This window comes from Nostoc sp. WHI, from assembly GCF_015714725.1.
GTDB lineage: Bacteria > Cyanobacteriota > Cyanobacteriia > Cyanobacteriales > Nostocaceae > Nostoc.
The window spans coordinates 1-18,108 of sequence record NZ_WBKM01000074.1 but is presented as its reverse complement, the minus strand read 5'-3'; the positions used below and the strand labels follow the sequence as shown (position 1 = coordinate 18,108).

Here is an 18,108-nt window from a genome sequence, read left to right as displayed (position 1 = left end):
GATTTTATCAAGGTTATGGCTACTTCTTATCCTCAACAGTTGCCCAATGGCTAGGTGTTGAATCTCTAAGAAACTGGCAGTACAAAACGATACTAGATATGCTTGCAGTCGATTTAATTAGCGATGCCATCCACGAGAAAGGAAACGAACAAGGCAGGCGATACCTTTCATACTTCATGCTACACGGCACTTACTCAGGTAGACAAACAGTTTTTGGGCATGATGTAGATGTAGCCCAGATAGAAACGGTGTTAGTCATGATTGACCTGCAAAAAACAATTGCTCCTCATTTTATTCCAGAGTTTGAGGTAAAACTATGACACGTTTTTAAGCATTTTCTTCTTCCAGATGAACGATGGCTTTATTCTTCCATTAACAAAGTTTTAGGTATTTCAGCTTACAATTTTTCCGACTTCTCCTTCCATAAGCTTTGGCGGTGGGTGAGATTTTGTGCAAATTTCATAACTGTTGTTTTTACTTTCCGCTTCAGCATAGGACAAATAGCGTTCTCATAAATGGGTGCGTTACCCGAACGCGTAGAGCGTCTCCAAGAGTTGGGTTTGTCGCAGACATCGCTCACTCCAGTTTTGCGGGAACACAAGATAAAAACTTCTAGTAAGAGTGTGTATTATAATACCTTAATTTTATTAGGAGTGAAAATTACCAAACTATTTTTTGCTAGTATAATTGCTCTCGCTCTCAGCGTAGCTATAGCGCAAAATCAGTTACCTCAAGTTATTAGTGTCAATGATGGGTTTTTATGTTTGAACAACAACCTGAAGATTTACGATTTTATGTCAAACAGTTAGCGAGTGTTGCTTTACAAAAATCAGACCCCTCGGCATGGTTTGAAGTTTTATATGCCAAAGCCAAAGGGGACACAGCACAAATTCCTTGGGCTAAGTTAGCTCCTCATCCTTATCTACAAGATTGGTTGACGAATCATCAACCGTTCGCTTCTGGGCAAAAGGCGTTAGTAATTGGTTGTGGCTTGGGAGACGATGCACAAGCTTTAGCTCATCGAGGGTCTGAAGTAACTGCCTTTGATATTTCACCGACAGCGATCGCTTGGTGTCAGAAGAGATTTCCAGATTCGACTGTCAACTATGTAGTTGCAGATTTGTTAGCAATTCCCTCACAATGGCATCAAGCTTTTGATTTTGTTTTTGAATGTCGTAATATTCAAGCTTTGCCGTTGAATGTGCGTTATTCAGTTATTTCTTCAGTTGCTTATGTAGTTGCTCCAAATGGAACCCTGTTGCTGATTACTCGTGTTCGAGACACAAAAGCTGAACCGAATGGGCCACCTTGGCCATTATCAAGCTCGGAACTTCAACAGTTTGAAAGTTTAGGATTATACCAAGTAGAGCAACTTGAATTTTTAGAGTCTGAGCTTCTTGACGTTAAGCAAGTGCGGATTGAATATCAAAAACATAATCCTATTAGCCACTCAGTTCACTCCTAATTAGTTGAAGTTTAGTCCCAATACCACTGGTATCTATGTGCTTGAGCTTCACAGCCCTTTAAAGTACACATCGCCTTATCCCCCACAACTGCAACTTACCTTGAACCGATAGTGGAGGAAGTGTGAAGAGAGGATAAGCCAAAATACATGAGAGATGATAGATTACGAGTATTGCTAATAACTAAATTAAATGACTAACGAAATTGTTGAAAACCTCCAGCAGGCATCTAGCGGCTTGTTAATGATGAGCGAGTCTGATTATCCTTTTGAAATTGTGCAGTGGTTAGGTGCTGCCCCTGCTACATCAGAGAAAATTTTACACCTAACAGATTCTCAAAACTTGCCAATAGAAGTAGTGGATTTAAACTATTTCTTTCGTAATTGTGCATTTGAGCAAGAATGGCACAATGAATGATAGAAACAAGATGTTCCGAAATTTCAACGACTTGTCCAGACACTCGAATCCAACCTCAATGGAGTCAAAGTTTATCGTGTTGGGCAAACAAATGTTGACGTTTATATTGTTGGAAAAACTCCAAACGGTGATTTAGTGGGAGTCGCAACGAAACTGGTTGAAACTTAGTAAATAGGTGAAATTTTCCCTCAAAAAATCTCCCGAAATTGCAGCCCGTCTTTATATACAGACAGGCTGCTCGTTTAAAATCTATTGCTACTTATTGAGTATCAACTTGTGCTTCTATGACAGACTGAATAGATGTTGAAACAAGTGATAGAAAATCAAATCCTGTTAGAGATTCCAGTGAATCAACACTAACACGATAGTCTCTCCAGTCAGCAGGCCGAACCCCTTGAGCGTTAGGAATGTTAACGGCAATGACCCTTGTAGATGTTGTGACACCAGAGACTCCAGACCCAGGAGTATCTAAGACAACAAGAATTTTCCAAGTGCGATTGGGAACTGTCACCTTACCACCAGCAATAGTGCTGAAGGTTCCATTGCTTCCAGTACCACCCGTTCCATATCCACCGGAGATGATATATAGTTCTTTCCCCTGGCTAACCAGGGTTCTAGCGTAATTTTCTAAATTAGCCCAAATCCCCTGATTGTTATCAGGCGCTTGTGCAATCATGTTACTCATCAAAAAGGTGCTGGAGTTAACCGCAACTGTGCTAGTCCGGTCGCCTGAAGGGGTCATGTGTCCTCTATCAAATCCGCTGCCACTAAAATCGGTAGATTGAACTTGATAGCATCCTGCTGGTAAGGTAGTATCAGCACGAAAGTCATCTTGGCGGGGAGTGTTGCCTAACCAACTACTATTTAACTGCCAAGATACCCAATTGGATCGTCCTAATGAGCAATTATATCCAATTGCATACTGGGCTTTGTCAAGCAAATAATTATTCAGACTAGAAGTTCCAGCACTACTAGGATTCCCCATTATTAGATGTACACTTGTACTACCGCCGCTACCTGAAGTACCATAATCAGTGATGGTAATATCATCAATGTTGGTTCTGTTGGAAGTACCATCACTCTTGCGGACTTCACAGCGAGATGTGCCAGAGATGTTAGGCGTGAACGTAGCAGTCTGTAAAGTTGTTGAACTGGTTGTGACTGTTGAACCTACTTGTAACCATGAACTACCGCTATTACTTGAACACCATAACTGCCAATTGGTACTACCATCAGAACCAAACTTTGCGTGTCTAATGCTAACTGTACCAGCACCAGTGGTTCGGTCAAATTTCATTGAGACTTTACCACTGTTGCGGATACGTGCAGATTGTGTGCCACTTTTAGCATCACTCGCAAGATTACCAATCAAGGCATCATCCAAATTCCAAAGACCAGTACTGAGGGTGACATCAGCTGCGGCATAACTGCCTTTTGAGGCAGTTTCAAAACCCTCAACAGTCGTTGCACCTTTTGCACTGAATAGTGTGTTGAAGGTAATTAGTAAAACTATTACTATTCCTGTTAACCACCCACGACGATAAAATTGATGCCTAATTTTAGGTAACATTAGCTATGATCTAACCTCGTAAGTTCAGTAATTTCCGAACTAAATAACTGTATCATAACTAACCGAACTGCTTATCTGGGTTAAATTCTGATTATTTTTAGATTATGCCTGGAACTCTTGCAAATTAACTCATTTTCTAGTAAAAAGCCCGTAGACTTAGTGACATACTCCCGACGCTCACCTGAGTACAGGTAGAGCGCGGGCTTCTCCAGTCTTTCAACCTTCGCGTTTTATAGTGAGGGAGATGCCCAGCCCCACTTTTTTGATCAAGATTCCAGAGTTAAGGTCACGCGGCATTGATGCACCACAAGAACAGTAGTGCCACCTATCGCCCAACTCTTTTGGAACTCGATTCAGACATATTGCACAATGTTGAGAGGTTCCTGCTGGATTTACTTTACGAACCGACCGCCCAGCTTTTTCAGCTTTGTACGGTAGAATTTCGTTTAAGAATCCAGCTATCCCACCATCAGCAAAACTTTTGTTAAGACCCGATTTCGCCGCTTGCCCGTTGGGTAAAAACGTTCCGTCTTCATCCTGCTTGGGCTTATTGCGTCGGGACATATTAGAAACTTTAAGTGCTTCGACAAAGATGACTTCAGCTCTATCGACCAGCTTCTCAGCTATTTCAAAATGCCATTGTTTTCTTTGTCTGGCTATGCGTTGATGTAACTTTGCCACACGGATATTTAATTTACGCCGAGCTTTTCCGCCTTTGGATCGTAACTCCCTTTTGCTTTGAAGTTTAGCCAATCGGCCTTCAGCCTTACGGAAAAACTTGGGTGGCTCAATCATAGTGCCATCGGAGCAAGCTATGAAGTATTCAAGCCCTGCATCAATCCCTAAACTATTGGCTTCAGTTGCCACAATTTCATCCGTGAGACTATCTGGAACAGAAACATCTTCTAGGGTTAAGGTGACATACCAGCAATCGGCTTTATTTGTGACCAAAGCACGTTTAATTACAAAGCCATCAGGGATAGGACGATGCTGGATGAATTTGATTGCACCTAGCTTTGGTAGAGTGATTTGATTGCCTTGAATACAGTCTGCCTTTACTCGTGGGAAAGCAAAAGTCCTATAACGGTTTTTTGCCTTAAAACGAGGTCTACCGCTATGCTTTCCTTTACTGTCTCCCTTTATAAATCGAGAGAATGCAAGGTCAACCCGTTTCACCATATCCTGCAATACATCAGCATGAATATCGCTATACCAATCTCGTTCTTTTTTTAGAAGAACAAGAGAACGTTTTTGCCCGTAATATTCAGGTTGTTCCCTTGGTGTAGCAATACTGCAAGTTAAAGGACATACATCAATAGCGGTTCGGTTCATTTCCCACCAGTCAAAGCGATCCGACAATAGCCAGTTATATTGATGCCTCAACATATCAAGCCATTTGTCCATACGGCTTTCCTGCTCGTAAGTCGGAATTAGTTTGTACTGGTAGGCAATTTTCATGATACCATTGTACATCAAATAGATACATTTACGCAATACATGAAGAATACTTCCTTGAGACTTTCAGATGTAGAAAAAGCTCACCTTGATAGGTATTGCGAATTAACGGAGCGGACATTAAGTGATGTTTTAAGGCAATATATAAGGAGTTTGTCTATCGAGGGGGCATTGAACCCTCTCGATAGACTCGCCATTCCTCCCGACGCTCATTGAAGCGATAGAGCGCGGGGCTCCTGACGAATTAGCTGAAAATCATTTAGTGAAATACAATGAATAAAATCTTATTCCTTTGTACAGGCAATTACTACCGCAGCCGCTTTGCTGAACACCTATTTAATTGGTTGGCTACTAAGCAGGGGTTGGATTGGCAGGCTGATTCACGAGGTTTAGCACTTGAGCGGGGTATCAACAATGTCGGGTCAATTTCCCAGTATGCGCTTGAGGCTTTAGCAGTGCGCTTGGTGAAACTACCAGATGATGAAAGGTTTCCGCAGCCAGCAAGTGAGCAAGATTTTCAATTAGCTGCCAGGGTTATTGCCCTAGACGAATTTGAACACCGACCACTGATGAATGAGCGCTTTCCGCAATGGATAGATACTATTGAATACTGGCTTGTTCACGATATAGATAAAACCTCTGCCCCAGAAGCCCTTGGGCAAATTGAAAACAATCTACTGCAACTTATAGAACAATTGACACAAAGTTACTAACGTCCATAGGCAAGCATTTACTCTAGACGATTGCTATCAAGTGGTTTTGATAAGCCTGGGTCAGAAAATATGAGTAAGATTTGGTTAGGGTCTGAATCCCCATTAAAATCTTCCCTAGTAGACAGTACAACCAGTTCCCAGTTTAACCCAAAGCAGCGATCGTTTAGTATACTAGTACTATGCTAAAACTTCCAGAGTACGTAGGCGTAGCCCGTACTTCTCTTCTTAGACTGCGCCCTAAGCGTAGCTATGCCGCAGGCTTTACGACAAAGGTCAGTGACCACCGTAGGACTTGCTGTCTGCTTTATTCACATGATCTAAGTAGATTTGTAACTGAAACTGATTAATATTTAATATTTGTCCTTTAGAAAATAGCTAATTACTTTCTTTAAAAAGGTTGATCACTTTTGCTCGTTTAACTCAACAATATATCCTCTGCTAGATTCAGAGTAGTTACTTATATAAAGTAACGTATGTCTGTGAACATGAGCAGTAATAAATGAAAGTTAACATTCAAAAGACAGCGGAAATCCTGAAGCAAGTTCACCAATTGGAGTCCACGTTAGGTCTTAAAAACGAAGCCTGTCGTTCCAAATTTTTAATTCATCCTTACTTCACGTCAAAAGTTTTTTTGTTTTTGCATGGTTTTACAGCAGGCCCTTACCAGTTCGAGCCGCTCGGTCAAGCCTTCTTTAACAACGGATATAACGTTCTGATTCCTTTACAACCCGGACATGGACGCTCAGGTAACTGGAATCGTCAAAATCCTCCACCACTCCCAACAGATATTCAGATATATCAACAATTTCTCCTAAAATGGTTACAAATTGCAAAAACGCTAGGCCAACAAGTTGTAATTGGTGGATTGTCAACAGGTGGAACTTTAGCTGCTTGGTTAGCTTTAGAGCATCCCCAGGAAATTGACACCACTTTATTATTCACGCCTTATTTGGGTAGCCGTTATTCACTATTTGATCAACTTATCAAAATCTTGCCAATTTACTTTGAATGGTTTAACAAAGATGCATCTGGTAATTTTGGTTATAAAGGTTTTTCTCTCAAGGCATTACGAATATTTCTGGAATTGGGACACAAGGTTTTAGAAAATGCTCAAGACTGCGTTTGTACCCTGATCTTAATGGTATGTAGTGAGGCAGATCATGCTGTTAGCCGCTCGAAACAGCAGGCTTTTTTCCGAAGAGTACTTAAGCAGCAACCAAAATCCTGGTATTACTGTTTCGATGATTCGCTTCACATTGAACATCGGATGATGACGAAACTCGAAGACAATGATTATGAGGAACTAGTAATTATCCTTGCTAAAGCATTTGTTGAGAGTAATTTGACTTGGTTAGAGTTTGAGCAAATGGCAAAGCGGATATCCCAAGGACAAGCCTATGATCAAATCATGGGAGAACTCAACCTTAATGGTGAAGTTTCTCAACAGCTATCTGCAATGATGACTCAAGGTTTTGGCTGTGAGGATCTCAAGTGCATTAATCCATATTACTAATGCGTAATGCTCTTGATGTTTAGCCTTTCCGTACACTTTGCAATTAACTTTATCTGTACTGTACATTGTCGGCTCAACAAATGCAAAGTAGACTTCTAGTGTGGTGGTAAGAGTGATCGTTTCTCTAATTGATGCCACCGTCAGCTAATCATGGCGTTTTTGATTTTCGTGCTGACTTTGGTGGCGTTCGATGTACGCCAAAATATTTCTCGCTACGATAGCGTAACCATACCCGCAACACTTGCGGAATCTGCTCTTTTTCTTCCTTGCTCAGAGTGTTGTAAAGAGCTAAGGCGCGCTCGCGTTCACCGCGACAGGCAGCGTTGTTGTGGGCATCCCAATAGCTACGGGCTACCTGAATTCGCCGACAGACTTCTTTAATCAGCGCCTCTCTTGTAAGTGGAACGTCTGGCTTTGCCATACTCAGATGTTTTAATGTTAGATTAATAACCCAAGTTGCTAGTACACTATGGCACTGCTCATTAGTCCAAAGTGACAACAATTATACACCTACATTGACTAAATCAACATCAGCAAGCCATATTATTCTACTTTGGGCAAACACTTCTTCTAAAATTGGGGAGCGCCACTCTACCCCATAAAGCCAATTATCTTTGAGACTAAAAATCCCTTGAATAATACGGTGTGTCGGCTGTTCACCGAAATCAACCTCAACTATGTCCCCCAATTCAAAAGCCGGAGTAGAAATAGTAGACTTTTGTAGTACATTTGTTCTTTGAAATTCTTGCTCAGGTAAATAGAGAGTTTCACTCTGGCAAACAATTGCATAAATCCATTCCTGTCTTTCCCACTGAACACCACAGCAGTAGCCTGACAAGTCTGAGATTGACAACAAAACTTTTTCTAACATTTTCACTGCTAGTGGAGGCATGGTTTGATCCCACTCAGAAGAAATATGCCAACAGGATTCTAAGGCGGTAATTTGGTTAATCATCTGGGAATATAGTCTCTTTTTTATACATACACTCCCTTGAATCAGTCTGATCCGGAATATAATGCAAATACTTCAAAATATGGAAGTGATTGCCAAATCAACGATCGCACTGTTAGATATAGGAGTAAATCCGGCTGAAGTATTTCAAATCGGGCTAAAATTTGGCACTAGTTACAACAAAACAGGTTGGAGTACAGGTTTAACTATCCATACCTGCATGATCAATCTACTACCTTATCTGGATGAAGAAGACAAACCCCGTGCGTTATTCCACGGACTTTCGGCAGTCGCTAATGATAGTGCAGGTGCGCCACCTCTGTTTGTCGTTCAGCCATTGCCTAACTCTACAGTTGATTTTGCGACTCTTAAAAGCTGGTTTTGCCAGTTTATTGAGGTACGGGATAGTGAAGCTGCACAAAGATGTCTGGTATCTGCGATTCGCTCAGGGGCTAATTTAGAGCAAGTTGCAGATATGCTGTTTTCATCGGCTACAGATCATCGTTATCTCGACATTGGGCATACCCTTGATTTTATTAACAAAGCACTAGAAGCACTTGATGTTGTTGGTTGGCAAGCAGCAGAATCTGTTCTGGCTAGCTTAGTTTCGGATTTAGTTAGTGCATCCCGTATGGAAGAATCTAATTCCTGGCGCTACCCTGTAGATTTAGTAGCAATATTAAAGTCAGCTTTTGAGCAATTACCCACTGTTTTAAATGCGGGAAAATCTCAACGAGGAACTTAGTCAAACTCGGAGCAATTAATACCAATTTTATTAGGTGAAGACCCACAAGCGATCGCCGACTCGCTACTGAATGCCCTACAAGCTGGTTGTACGGAAGAACAATTATCAAGTATAGTTACTTATACGGCAGCACTGCGTGTAGCTCGTTTTAATACTAACAATGACTTTGGAGATTGGAATTCGGCACATCATCCATTTACTTTTGCTAACGCCGTGCATCAAGGGTTACGACGAGTACCAACAGTCGAACTACTCAGAGGTGTGTTTGATGCGGCGATGAGTGTTTATTTGAATCGTTTTTTGAATGTACCACCAGCACGACTTCCAGAAGCCAAAGACTCCGTTTCAAATCCCGAAGAATTACTCCAACAGCTACCCGATTTATTAAATCGTCAGCAGCAAGTTAACCAGACAGGTCAATTAGTGGCTAATTATTTATATAGTGGTGGCAATGCTAAAAGACTTATGGCGATGCTAGGGAAATTGATGCTCAGAGAAAACCGCGATTTTCATGTAATTCAAGAAATAGAAGCCGCTTTTCGTCAGTATTCCCTATTAGGTGACACTCCTACTGGGATTCATGTATTAGTTGCTGCTGCTCGGTATTTAGCAGCCCATTCTCCCACAATGCGATCGCTTGGACAAACCTATCAAATCGCTTATCGCTTACATCAAGGCTCACGCCTATTCGAGGAATCTTGACAGCAGAGGATGTGGGTAGTCTGTTGCTATCAGCTAAGACTTTCGCAGTTCCCTACTACATCCTCCCTTTTTGAGTCCCTATTGATTGGCTCTTTGTTTACTAGCCTGATCAACTCGCTGCCACAGTTCACGGTCTTCTCGATAAATACCCATCGCTGCAATCGCATCTTTTGCATCGATGTTTTTTCCTTGAGCCACTAGTGAGATCAGAAAATCTATTGCTTTATCTTGTCGCAGCATTGCAATTGCGAGTAACAATGTGCGACGAAGTTCTACGTTTCTTGTTTGCTCCCAGCAACTTTTGATAAGATCAAATGCTTGCTCTAATCTTGATTCACCCAACGTCAATGCTGCTAACTCACAGATTTGCTCCTTTGGGTCAAAAAGAAAACCAGCTACTATTGCCAGTGAATCAATCGGAGCTAGTTGTAACAAAGCACTGAAGCACTCCGAAATCACCTGTGGTGCTTGATCACCGATGCGGGTTTTCAAACGAAGTAAAGGTACACCTTGGGGATTTCCTGTGTAGGCGATCGCTTTTGCAGCAGCAACTCTTGCTTCTGGTTTGGGGTCAGCTAGTAGATCAGCTAATTCGTTCATTACGTCTGAGTAGTTGATTCTCACTAGACCTAAAGCACATATACCCCGAAGATGGGCAGCAGTATCTTCAACTCCTCCCCATACTGGCTCCATCTGAATATGTCGAATCCCTTGCAGAAAAAGGTTTTCATCGCTGTATTCTAAGTGATACAGTGCTTGTGCTATCTCTTTCTTGGCAAGACAATTTTGGTCTACTTGTGTGGGTTTGACCATCATTCGAGCAAAAGCTTCTACAAGATCGCCAACCAACTCAGTAATAGTAGATTCGCCTACTATCTTAGCTGCTTGGGCAACAGCCATAGAATATTTGCTCTTAAGAACTTGGCGTAAAATTATGATCCCTTCCTCACTTGTGGGATGCTCTCGAATTTGGGCAAGAATAGATAAAGTTTCTTCTAGTTTTCGTGATTTTGGCATATATCATCCCACAACCAGGCGCTCTGTTTTGGACTTAAAGCACTTACCAGTAGTAAAATGCAACAAGTATTAAATATGTCTGGTTTGTTATCTGAATCTATTAGTGCTTAGTCTCATTTGACATTAAAAGCTTACTATTAAAGCAACGATCCGCTCGTATTCTTGCTGTACTACTGAAACAGGCAATCGATTTAATCGGCTCTCTAGCACAAGTGGAACTCCCACTGGAAATTGAGTAATATGCGATGTCCACCAAGTATGGGGTGTAATGCGTGAGTGAATATCTTGCCGTCCATCATTGTCTGAGATGTGGATCTCTAAAAGTCTCTCTGCTGGAAGTCCCAACCATTGATTCAGCCCTATTTCGTCTTTGTCATGCCAAATATTGAGATGTGCCAAGTCAAAGACTATCTTGATCTGTGGAGCATCTTGGCAAAATTGGGCAAATTCTGCCCCATTGTCTAAAAGGTTTTCAACAGCACTGAGGGATGGTGTAGGATACATTGTCTCCACACCCAGAACAATACCTCGCTCCCGGCAAAGCTGATGAAGATAATGAATGTTTTCCACAAATATTGCATACGCACCCTTGCGTTCAGTTGTTTTGGAAAAATTTCCTCCATGCACTGAATAGGCTGTAATACCTATAGTTGCTAAGTAGTCTGTCAGTCGCTGAAAATATTTCCAATCTTGCGGTTGGGCTAGATTAAAGGGATAGTGGCTCACGCCCCAAACAAAAGCATGGTGCGCTCGATAAACCATTCCCAGTTGTCTAAAGTCCTCAATTGCTTGTGCTGCATCAGCATCAGGTCGAGGCCCAATTGCCAGTTCAGTATGCCGAATTCCTGCATTCCAAAATACTGTTAATGCTTCACGGGTTGATATTCCACCGTAAGCTGACAAACTCAGGTACAACTCCATCAGTTCTCCCATGTTGATGTGTATTCAAAGATTGCAATTCTGGGGGTGAGAGTGAAAATTTTTGGGGAATATCCTACTAAAACGCTTATTTCCTCAGCTAATTGCTGTTTTTGCTCCTCTGGGTATTCCATATTTCTGAACAAACCTTCTACTTCACTCCGAATGTAGTAATCAATTTGCTCTTTGATATTCGTTTGTGTACAGTCATTCAAGTTATATATGCGTTTCAATGGTACTTCAATTAAATGCTCGACTGAACCTAATCTTAAAGACAAAGTATAGCTATATCCAATATAGTTACGTTCGTCATCGTAACCATCAGGGTCTTCCTTATTCTGGTAGTTGGTCAAACCTATCGGTAGTTCCAGCGTTGCCAATAACCAGATCGTTGGATCTTCTGCAATGCTAGACTCAGGTTTGCGCGTATACCAATTCTTGCTCTTAGTCTGTTTTAACTCTTGTACAAATGTTCTTAATCCTGGCGTTGGCAACAAGCAACGAGCATCGGTAGCCAGAGCATCAGTGATCCGTTTAAGTTCTATTGCTTGTGTTTCTACCAGTGTCTGTTCTGCGTCATGAAGTTCTTGCATTCGTGCTTTTACTAATTGTTGCAAATCTGCAATCTGTGGGTCGAATTGACTGATATGGTTTTGCACTAATTCTTCATACAAAGAAAGTAAGGAATTAGAATCTGTCATTGCATATTCCTCATTTATTAAATGCGAATTATTAATCAATATTGCAGTTTCAAACTACCGCAAAATATTTTAATAGTTCTTTTGTACTAATATATCATTAACCCTTTCATTTTTTAAAAGGATTACGTTAAATTTAGCGTTCCTGTGGAATGGCGATTAAACTACACTTGGCAGCAGTATACTGACCTAATCTTTAAAATGGAGGCTCCCATCAGACATCTCCCTGCTAGTCCATTTTTAAGCCAAGTTTGGCTATTAGTTGGGCAACAACTCTGCCAATGCTTGCCAAATGTTACAGAAACGACTTTTAAAACGCGTGCTATGCCAAAATTAATAGAGTGTAATCACTGTCTCTTTTGCGCCCATAACCCTCAGCTAGTGTGCGCCGTTCACCCAACTGGCCCATCCGGTAACACTTGCCTTGATTTCCGGGATGATACCGAATTAGAAACTAAGCAATTTGTAGACTTTCTAGGCATTGGCGAGACTGATGACAATCCCTGTAACGATAATAACCAGCAATGGGAACCAGAAGGGGCAAGATATGTTAATGGCGAACTGACAATAGAGCGCACATTTTACAACGGCGAGTTGATTGTGCAACCACAGGCGAGGTGGACACCAGAACAGCAGCTAGAACTGATTGACTGGCATCCAATGTTTACTGGTAGATGTCCTCAATGTGGCGCTGAATTTGATCGGGACTATACCTCAAGGGTGCATTGGGACTGTCAAAATCCAGAGTGCGGATGGATGGATGATACTGTTTAGAGCGTTCGCCCTTGACGTTGGCGTAGCCATCGCTCTAATTACTTCCTTGCGCTTAATGCCTGCTTGCTCAGTTGCATCACAACATCTTGGGGCAATGGATCTATGACACCATCAGTAGGCAAAGATTTAATAAAAGCTGTTACCTCCTCTTGGGTTTGATATTTTCCCTCACTCCAAGCCGAAGCCATCTGTTTAGCCACTCTATTAGCATCCTCTCGCTGATTATGGGCAGTAATGCACTGAATATCATGACCAGTAAATGATATCCAAGTCTGCCAACGCTTCGTAACAGGATGCTGCACAATACCTGTAGTCAGTTCATTGTCCTCAAGCACTGGTTTTTTCTTACTGCGACCAAATCCTTTAAACATGGCAATATTGAGTAAACGCTATTTTAAAATTCCCAAAATCAACACAGCGCTCACACGGCATGAGTTGGAATTAAGTTTAATTTTGAAGTGGTAATGCCTGCGGCGGGCTATTCGGTGTCGCCATTTAATAATTTTTTGCCTGCTCATCCAAAAAACACCATAACCACTGTTCTCCTAACTCAGCCGAGCTAATTACTGAATGTCCAGTTTCCTCGTAATGCCGTCGGGCATGTTGATGAACAGAAGAATCACAGCACAGCATCTTGCCGCAACTTTGACAAATACGGAGATGCACCCAGCGACTATTGAGCCGGATACACTCTTCACAACGAAATACTGGGTAGTTTGCTTTAGAAATCAGAGTTTCCGTAGTCAGATTGTCTAAATGTTCGCAACTCATAGGAATTTGAATGACAGGTTAATCAGAGTATAGATTAGTGTAGGTAAACACAGCTAATTTTGTCAGTTAAGCACTCAAGGCAAAAATACTAGAACTTTTTCAAGCTTTTCAGTAGTGTAGCCGCAGTGCTAAATGGGTAGAGCGATCGCTCCCCTAAACCCGTAGGTTTACTCGATTCAGTTCTGGGGGATAATTTATTGGTTTGTAACTCGCAGTGATGACCTTGGTGGAACTTAATCAGCTAAACCTATTTCCAGATGTGAAACCCACACCAGCACTTTTGACAGAGACATTGGTGATGAGTGCTGAGTGCTGATGCCCTGCTGAAGTGGAAGTCTCAGATTTGGGACTATCAGCAACGGGTGAGGGAAAACAAGCCACCTCTTCAGGTGACATTATTCGACATTGCACCCAACAACTATGACGCAGACCAAATTGATCCGCTTTTGCTGCGACTTGTGCCAATGTCATTTTATAGGATGCCAGTTGATAGTCCAGGGGAAGCGTGTCTGTATTTTGTTATTGACTCGGCGGCTTCTGTTGTGCTGTATGTAGGGGAAACTTGCCGCAGTAACAAGCGATAGAAGGGTAATCTCTCCTGGGGCGGGAGCAAATGCTAATAGCGCTAAGAAAAAGGCATCAAGGAAAAATATTTTATTTTTTAAACATGCTAATTGCTGCAATACCAGACGCACCAGCATCAAGACATTTTTGATAATTGTTTTCGTTAATTCCCCCAAGAGCAAAAACTTTCATTTGTGTTGATTTGCAAGCTTTAGTGAGCATATCTAGACCAATACCTTTTGCTTCTGGATGAGTTGGGGTCGCAAAAATAGGTGAAAAAAATACATAGTCTAATCCTTCATCCTCTGCCTCTTTTAGAGATTTTAATGAGTGACATGATTTTCCAAACAGTATACTATTGCTTTTTGCCTCTGGCATTTTAATTTGGTCTTTTTCTCTAAAATGAAAAGCACTAACTAAAGAAGATTTATAATTTAGAGAAAATGGTAAAATAATTTGCAATCCTTTGTAGGATAGATTCTCAATAATTATATCTATATTTTCTCTATTTGCCTCATATAATCTTATATAACACGAATCTGCACCGTTGCTGATAGCTCTGTTTACCCATTTAGTAACTTGAGCAGCAATTTTTGATTTGTCAGAACAAATTATTTCGGAATTCTCTCCTGACAAAATATCAAATATGGCGATTTTTTTAAAAGGTTTTATTGTTTCTTTCATAGAACCCTTCTTTCATTTTACAGTAATGGTTGTAGCAGCATTTATCTCATTAGAGTTCTTAACTCTACCATTTTCCTTATTCTGGTGAAACCAAAGGCAAATGCTCTTAATTGTCAGTTCTCTTGGATAATCAGCTAGTCGGCACGCTCCCCGTAAACCCCAATTGGAACCAAATCAGCTAAACCTATTCTCAGATTTGACTCTCACACCAGCACTTTTGACAGAGACGCTGGTGATGAGTGCTGATGCGCTGCTGAAGTGGAAAGCGCAAATCTTTGACTATCAGCAACGGGTGAGGGAAACCAAGCCAGTGCAGCAGGCGACGTTATTCGACATTGCACCAAAGCACTGCGACCCAGACCGGATTGATCCGTTGCAGTTACAGGTGCGATCGCTCTCGTTTTGGAGAATGCCAGCAGATAGCCCCGGCGATGCGTGTCTGTACTTCATCGTTGACTCTGCGGCTGGACTGATTTTATATGTGGGGGAAACTTCCAGAAGTAACAAGCGCTGGAAGGGTATACACGCCTGTAAAGATTACATCGCCAGCTACCAGGATTTACATTATCGCTATGGGTTGCAAACAGCAGTAAATGCCGCTTTTTGGTGGGACACTCCCACAGACCGACGCGCACGGCAGGAGTTGGAGTTGAGTTTAATTTTGAAGTGGCGATCGCCTTTCAATAAGGAGAACTGGGAACGCTGGGGGCAACCGTTTGGGTAGAAGGTTATTCAACTTTTTACTCAATCCTGGGTAACAGTCAGTTCTTGCAGCAAGGCATTATTTATCCGATGCGCTTCCTCTGATGAACTTTCTCTAATGTCAAAAGCTTGCTGCACTATGGCTTGAATTGACTCTGGCAATGATTCAAATTTTTCTGAGTTGAGTATGACGAGGCGGCAACCGGGGTAAGGCATAAAATCAATAAAGGGTTCCATCCCCGATGTAATCAGAGTTTTGCTAAGTTCCGCGATGGGATGATGGGGCTTTTGGTTGTCCTGGGTGCGATTTATTTCTGATGCCATGTAACCGCAAAACCAACTCAAGGTGTCAATATCTTTCTGGAATGCTGCCAAAATCCCTGTCACTACTTGCTGGTTAAGCTTAACAGGCAGATTGTCAAAAATTTTGTCTAGGGCTTCTGGGTGTCGCTTGTAGCAGTAACGCACTGCATTTTCAACTAGTTTATCAATTTTAGTGGGTTGAGATTGCCCAAATCCCTTTGCACACATAGCACTGCCTCAACATTTATTTATGCGATCGCAGACGCGATTTTAACAGAATTGGTGCGGCAATGAGCAGGGTGTAGAGATAGTGGTGCTTAAAAAACAAGCTGTGTCTTAAGGGGGCTGCGATCGCTTGCCGCCGCAGGCATCGCTCCTTTCCTCTAAGAATGATAAGTAATGTCTACGACGCCAAGCTACGCTTTGGCTGTAAAAATTGGTAGAGTTAATAAGACTACTGAACAGCTTTGTTTGTATCGTTGGCAATGCCCATCTACAGAAAACGCTACGCAAACAATTGGGATGAAATAGCGCTGTCTATCAAACAAGCAGCCCAGTGGCGCTGTCGGCACTGCGGACAAAAGTGTTTGCGTCCTGGCGAAAAGCCAAAGGGATTGTCCCGCGCTGAATGGACAGTAATGACGCTTTCTGTACATCACGCCAATTTCACGCCTGAAGATAACCGACTTGAAAACCTAATTCCGCTTTGCACCCCATGCCATATTTCACTGCATAGTCGGGCGCGAAGGCGGTCAAATACCTCACCTGGACAGCTAGAATTACCACTTTACCAATGAATAATGACGTTGTAATTTTTATTATTAGTGCTGGTCTGCTTGTTATGTATCTGGTGTTCTCGGCATTGACCGAGATGGGGACAAAGCTACCGTGGAAGAAATAGGGGGGGAGTGTTGTCAGTGCGATCGCTGCCCCTGCTACCAACGAAGCGATCGCTTCGTTTCCTCTAAGAATTAGGGCGATCGCATCGGTGGTTCTTTCGAGAGGAAAAAATATATGCCTTACGATATGACGATGTGCCCAGGACAAAATTGCCCGATCAAACAAAACTGTTCCCGTTTTACAGATGAAATTCTGGGTCGTCAAGATTTTTTTGGAGAAGCCCCCTATAATTTTACTACTAATTCCTGTGAATATTTTATCAGTAACCACCCAGATGAAAATAAAATCCGTTTGAAAGCTTATGAAATTTGGCAACAAATGGGCTATCCAAATGGCAAGTTTGTAGAACATTGGCTTCAGGCTGAAAAGGAGTTGATAGATTTTAAAATTTAACTTTACTTTTGTAAATTAAGCTCTGAAGTTAACTGTTAACAATTAGACCTATTGCAAAAAAAATTTGTGGTACATGGTGGGCGATCGCTATCCATCCTCGCTTGATTGGGGCGATCGCTTAGTTTCCTCGCTTGATTGGGAGCGGTCGCAATCAAATTACTTTGGTCGCTACTTTTCCTAATGCGGCAACCAGCGATTTAAAGATTCCTTGCGCTGTTGATGGCGTCACCGTGCTAAATTGGGAAAATTGTACGCTAAGAAGCTGATGCTAACCTCAACGCTATGAAAATCAGTTGTTTTGAGCAAATGGCATACCTGTATTTATCACTTTTGACTCGAATTAGTCTTTCTAGTTGGTGCAGAGTATTGTTACTACTCTCCACCAATTAACTGAGGATAAACAGCCACTCACGGATGCTTGGAAAAGCAAGCGGCTAAGATGCTTGCTGGGCAACGCTTTTAGCCTTATCGTACAATTTTCCCGTTTTGGCACGGTGATGCCTATATTCCCAAAGGTTAATTATAGAAAGTGCGTTATATTTGCTTGTCTGTGTGTTACTACCACAGTAAAGTTAGCGATTCCGGAAAATTAAAAACGATATTTATTACTCGATTCCAAACCAACCGCCAGTATCACCACCAGCCCAGCCGCCATTGCGTGCAGCAGAAAATGTTTGATTGCAAAGGGTTTTGAACTCAACAGCAGCACTAATATCTTTACCCTCATAACCCAAGGGGTGAAATATCCGCCCAATGTATCGACCTTGTAATCGGATTTGACCCATTACATAAATTCCACCACCAACAGAATAAATACTTCCTTCTTCATTGCGAGAATAACAAGCAATATAACC

Annotated in this window: 23 protein-coding genes and 2 pseudogenes; 12 read left to right on the top strand and 13 right to left on the bottom strand. The window is 41.8% G+C overall.

The features are described from left to right. The 3 genes and pseudogenes from F8S12_RS07535 to F8S12_RS07525 all read left to right on the top strand — a co-directional run. The coding region (locus F8S12_RS07535; RefSeq protein WP_196514325.1) for a hypothetical protein at window positions 1-320 on the top strand (320 nt) is incomplete at its 5' end. A 440-nt stretch (window positions 321-760) separates the two neighbouring features. Next, on the top strand, window positions 761-1,465 hold the full coding sequence (locus F8S12_RS07530; RefSeq protein WP_196515693.1) for a class I SAM-dependent methyltransferase: 705 nt from the start codon (window positions 761-763) through the stop codon (window positions 1,463-1,465). Between the two features lie 190 nt (window positions 1,466-1,655). Beyond that, window positions 1,656-2,048 (top strand): annotated as a pseudogene (locus F8S12_RS07525) (nuclease A inhibitor family protein). A 91-nt stretch (window positions 2,049-2,139) separates the two neighbouring features. Here F8S12_RS07525 and F8S12_RS07520 read toward each other — a convergent pair. Continuing rightward, window positions 2,140-3,450, bottom strand: coding sequence for a DNA/RNA non-specific endonuclease (locus F8S12_RS07520; RefSeq protein WP_196515692.1), 1,311 nt, complete (start codon window positions 3,448-3,450; stop codon window positions 2,140-2,142). A 216-nt stretch (window positions 3,451-3,666) separates the two neighbouring features. Next, window positions 3,667-4,923, bottom strand: a complete 1,257-nt coding sequence (locus F8S12_RS07515) for an RNA-guided endonuclease InsQ/TnpB family protein (RefSeq protein ID WP_196515691.1) — start codon at window positions 4,921-4,923, stop codon at window positions 3,667-3,669. Between the two features lie 254 nt (window positions 4,924-5,177). On the opposite strand from F8S12_RS07515, the gene F8S12_RS07510 reads away from it, so the two are divergent. After that, window positions 5,178-5,618 (top strand): arsenate-mycothiol transferase ArsC, encoded by a 441-nt coding sequence (locus tag F8S12_RS07510; protein WP_196515690.1) that lies wholly within the window; start codon window positions 5,178-5,180, stop codon window positions 5,616-5,618. Between the two features lie 499 nt (window positions 5,619-6,117). Continuing rightward, complete coding sequence (locus F8S12_RS07505) at window positions 6,118-7,131, top strand: alpha/beta hydrolase (RefSeq protein WP_196515689.1); 1,014 nt, start codon at window positions 6,118-6,120, stop codon at window positions 7,129-7,131. 148 nt (window positions 7,132-7,279) lie between these two features. Here the strand turns inward: F8S12_RS07505 and F8S12_RS07500 are convergent, their stop codons facing one another. Together F8S12_RS07500 and F8S12_RS07495 are read right to left on the bottom strand one after the other, a co-directional pair. Beyond that, window positions 7,280-7,552, bottom strand: a complete 273-nt coding sequence (locus tag F8S12_RS07500; protein WP_196515688.1) for a Precorrin-3B methylase — start codon at window positions 7,550-7,552, stop codon at window positions 7,280-7,282. 81 nt (window positions 7,553-7,633) lie between these two features. Next, window positions 7,634-8,086, bottom strand: coding sequence for a DUF1392 family protein (locus F8S12_RS07495; protein WP_196515687.1), 453 nt, complete (start codon window positions 8,084-8,086; stop codon window positions 7,634-7,636). 61 nt (window positions 8,087-8,147) lie between these two features. Here F8S12_RS07495 and F8S12_RS40430 point away from each other — a divergent pair, with 61 nt between their 5' ends. Then, a complete protein-coding gene (locus tag F8S12_RS40430) occupies window positions 8,148-8,828 on the top strand; it encodes a hypothetical protein (protein WP_230967866.1) in 681 nt (226 codons plus the stop codon). 213 nt (window positions 8,829-9,041) lie between these two features. Further along, window positions 9,042-9,530 (top strand): hypothetical protein, encoded by a 489-nt coding sequence (locus F8S12_RS40425; protein WP_230967865.1) that lies wholly within the window; start codon window positions 9,042-9,044, stop codon window positions 9,528-9,530. Between the two features lie 78 nt (window positions 9,531-9,608). Here the strand turns inward: F8S12_RS40425 and F8S12_RS07485 are convergent, their stop codons facing one another. From F8S12_RS07485 to F8S12_RS07475, 3 genes are all read right to left on the bottom strand, one after another. Then, window positions 9,609-10,547: a hypothetical protein gene (locus F8S12_RS07485; protein ID WP_196515686.1), complete on the bottom strand. Its 939-nt coding sequence runs from the start codon at window positions 10,545-10,547 to the stop codon at window positions 9,609-9,611. Between the two features lie 123 nt (window positions 10,548-10,670). Further along, the gene (locus F8S12_RS07480; RefSeq protein ID WP_196515695.1) at window positions 10,671-11,468 is read right to left on the bottom strand and encodes a sugar phosphate isomerase/epimerase family protein; all 798 of its coding nucleotides are present in this window, start codon (window positions 11,466-11,468) and stop codon (window positions 10,671-10,673) included. After that, window positions 11,468-12,166 carry a hypothetical protein gene (locus F8S12_RS07475; RefSeq protein ID WP_196515685.1) on the bottom strand — a complete coding sequence of 233 codons (699 nt, stop codon included), beginning with the start codon at window positions 12,164-12,166 and terminating at the stop codon, window positions 11,468-11,470. Before F8S12_RS07475 ends, F8S12_RS07480 begins: the two co-directional genes overlap by 1 nt. Window positions 12,167-12,487: 321 nt before the next feature. On the opposite strand from F8S12_RS07475, the gene F8S12_RS07470 reads away from it, so the two are divergent. Then, window positions 12,488-12,937, top strand: a complete 450-nt coding sequence (locus F8S12_RS07470) for a hypothetical protein (RefSeq protein WP_196515684.1) — start codon at window positions 12,488-12,490, stop codon at window positions 12,935-12,937. Window positions 12,938-12,975: 38 nt separating this feature from the next. Here the strand turns inward: F8S12_RS07470 and F8S12_RS07465 are convergent, their stop codons facing one another. Continuing rightward, window positions 12,976-13,308 (bottom strand): hypothetical protein, encoded by a 333-nt coding sequence (locus F8S12_RS07465; RefSeq protein ID WP_196515683.1) that lies wholly within the window; start codon window positions 13,306-13,308, stop codon window positions 12,976-12,978. Window positions 13,309-13,432: 124 nt separating this feature from the next. Beyond that, on the bottom strand, window positions 13,433-13,708 hold the full coding sequence (locus F8S12_RS07460; RefSeq protein WP_196515682.1) for a UBP-type zinc finger domain-containing protein: 276 nt from the start codon (window positions 13,706-13,708) through the stop codon (window positions 13,433-13,435). Window positions 13,709-14,010: 302 nt separating this feature from the next. Here F8S12_RS07460 and F8S12_RS07455 point away from each other — a divergent pair, with 302 nt between their 5' ends. Further along, window positions 14,011-14,292, top strand: a complete 282-nt coding sequence (locus F8S12_RS07455; protein ID WP_196515681.1) for a hypothetical protein — start codon at window positions 14,011-14,013, stop codon at window positions 14,290-14,292. 70 nt (window positions 14,293-14,362) lie between these two features. On the opposite strand, the gene F8S12_RS07450 is transcribed toward F8S12_RS07455, so the two are convergent. After that, window positions 14,363-14,956 (bottom strand): thiamine phosphate synthase, encoded by a 594-nt coding sequence (locus tag F8S12_RS07450; RefSeq protein ID WP_196515680.1) that lies wholly within the window; start codon window positions 14,954-14,956, stop codon window positions 14,363-14,365. 196 nt (window positions 14,957-15,152) lie between these two features. Between F8S12_RS07450 and F8S12_RS07445 the strand changes: the two genes are divergently transcribed. Further along, a complete protein-coding gene (locus tag F8S12_RS07445; protein ID WP_331001365.1) occupies window positions 15,153-15,680 on the top strand; it encodes a GIY-YIG nuclease family protein in 528 nt (175 codons plus the stop codon). Between the two features lie 20 nt (window positions 15,681-15,700). On the opposite strand, the gene F8S12_RS07440 is transcribed toward F8S12_RS07445, so the two are convergent. Beyond that, a complete protein-coding gene (locus F8S12_RS07440) occupies window positions 15,701-16,189 on the bottom strand; it encodes a hypothetical protein (protein WP_196515679.1) in 489 nt (162 codons plus the stop codon). A 171-nt stretch (window positions 16,190-16,360) separates the two neighbouring features. Here F8S12_RS07440 and F8S12_RS41565 point away from each other — a divergent pair, with 171 nt between their 5' ends. After that, window positions 16,361-16,492, top strand: coding sequence for a hypothetical protein (locus F8S12_RS41565; protein ID WP_269144781.1), 132 nt, complete (start codon window positions 16,361-16,363; stop codon window positions 16,490-16,492). Between the two features lie 135 nt (window positions 16,493-16,627). Here F8S12_RS41565 and F8S12_RS41955 read toward each other — a convergent pair whose 3' ends face one another. Next, window positions 16,628-17,008 carry a hypothetical protein gene (locus tag F8S12_RS41955; RefSeq protein ID WP_196515678.1) on the bottom strand — a complete coding sequence of 127 codons (381 nt, stop codon included), beginning with the start codon at window positions 17,006-17,008 and terminating at the stop codon, window positions 16,628-16,630. Between F8S12_RS41955 and F8S12_RS07430 the strand changes: the two genes are divergently transcribed. Next, complete coding sequence (locus F8S12_RS07430; protein ID WP_196515677.1) at window positions 16,976-17,254, top strand: DUF2934 domain-containing protein; 279 nt, start codon at window positions 16,976-16,978, stop codon at window positions 17,252-17,254. The genes F8S12_RS41955 and F8S12_RS07430 overlap by 33 nt on opposite strands. A gap of 605 nt (window positions 17,255-17,859) precedes the next feature. Here the strand turns inward: F8S12_RS07430 and F8S12_RS07425 are convergent. Beyond that, window positions 17,860-18,108, bottom strand: a pseudogene (locus tag F8S12_RS07425) (hypothetical protein); the annotation flags it as partial.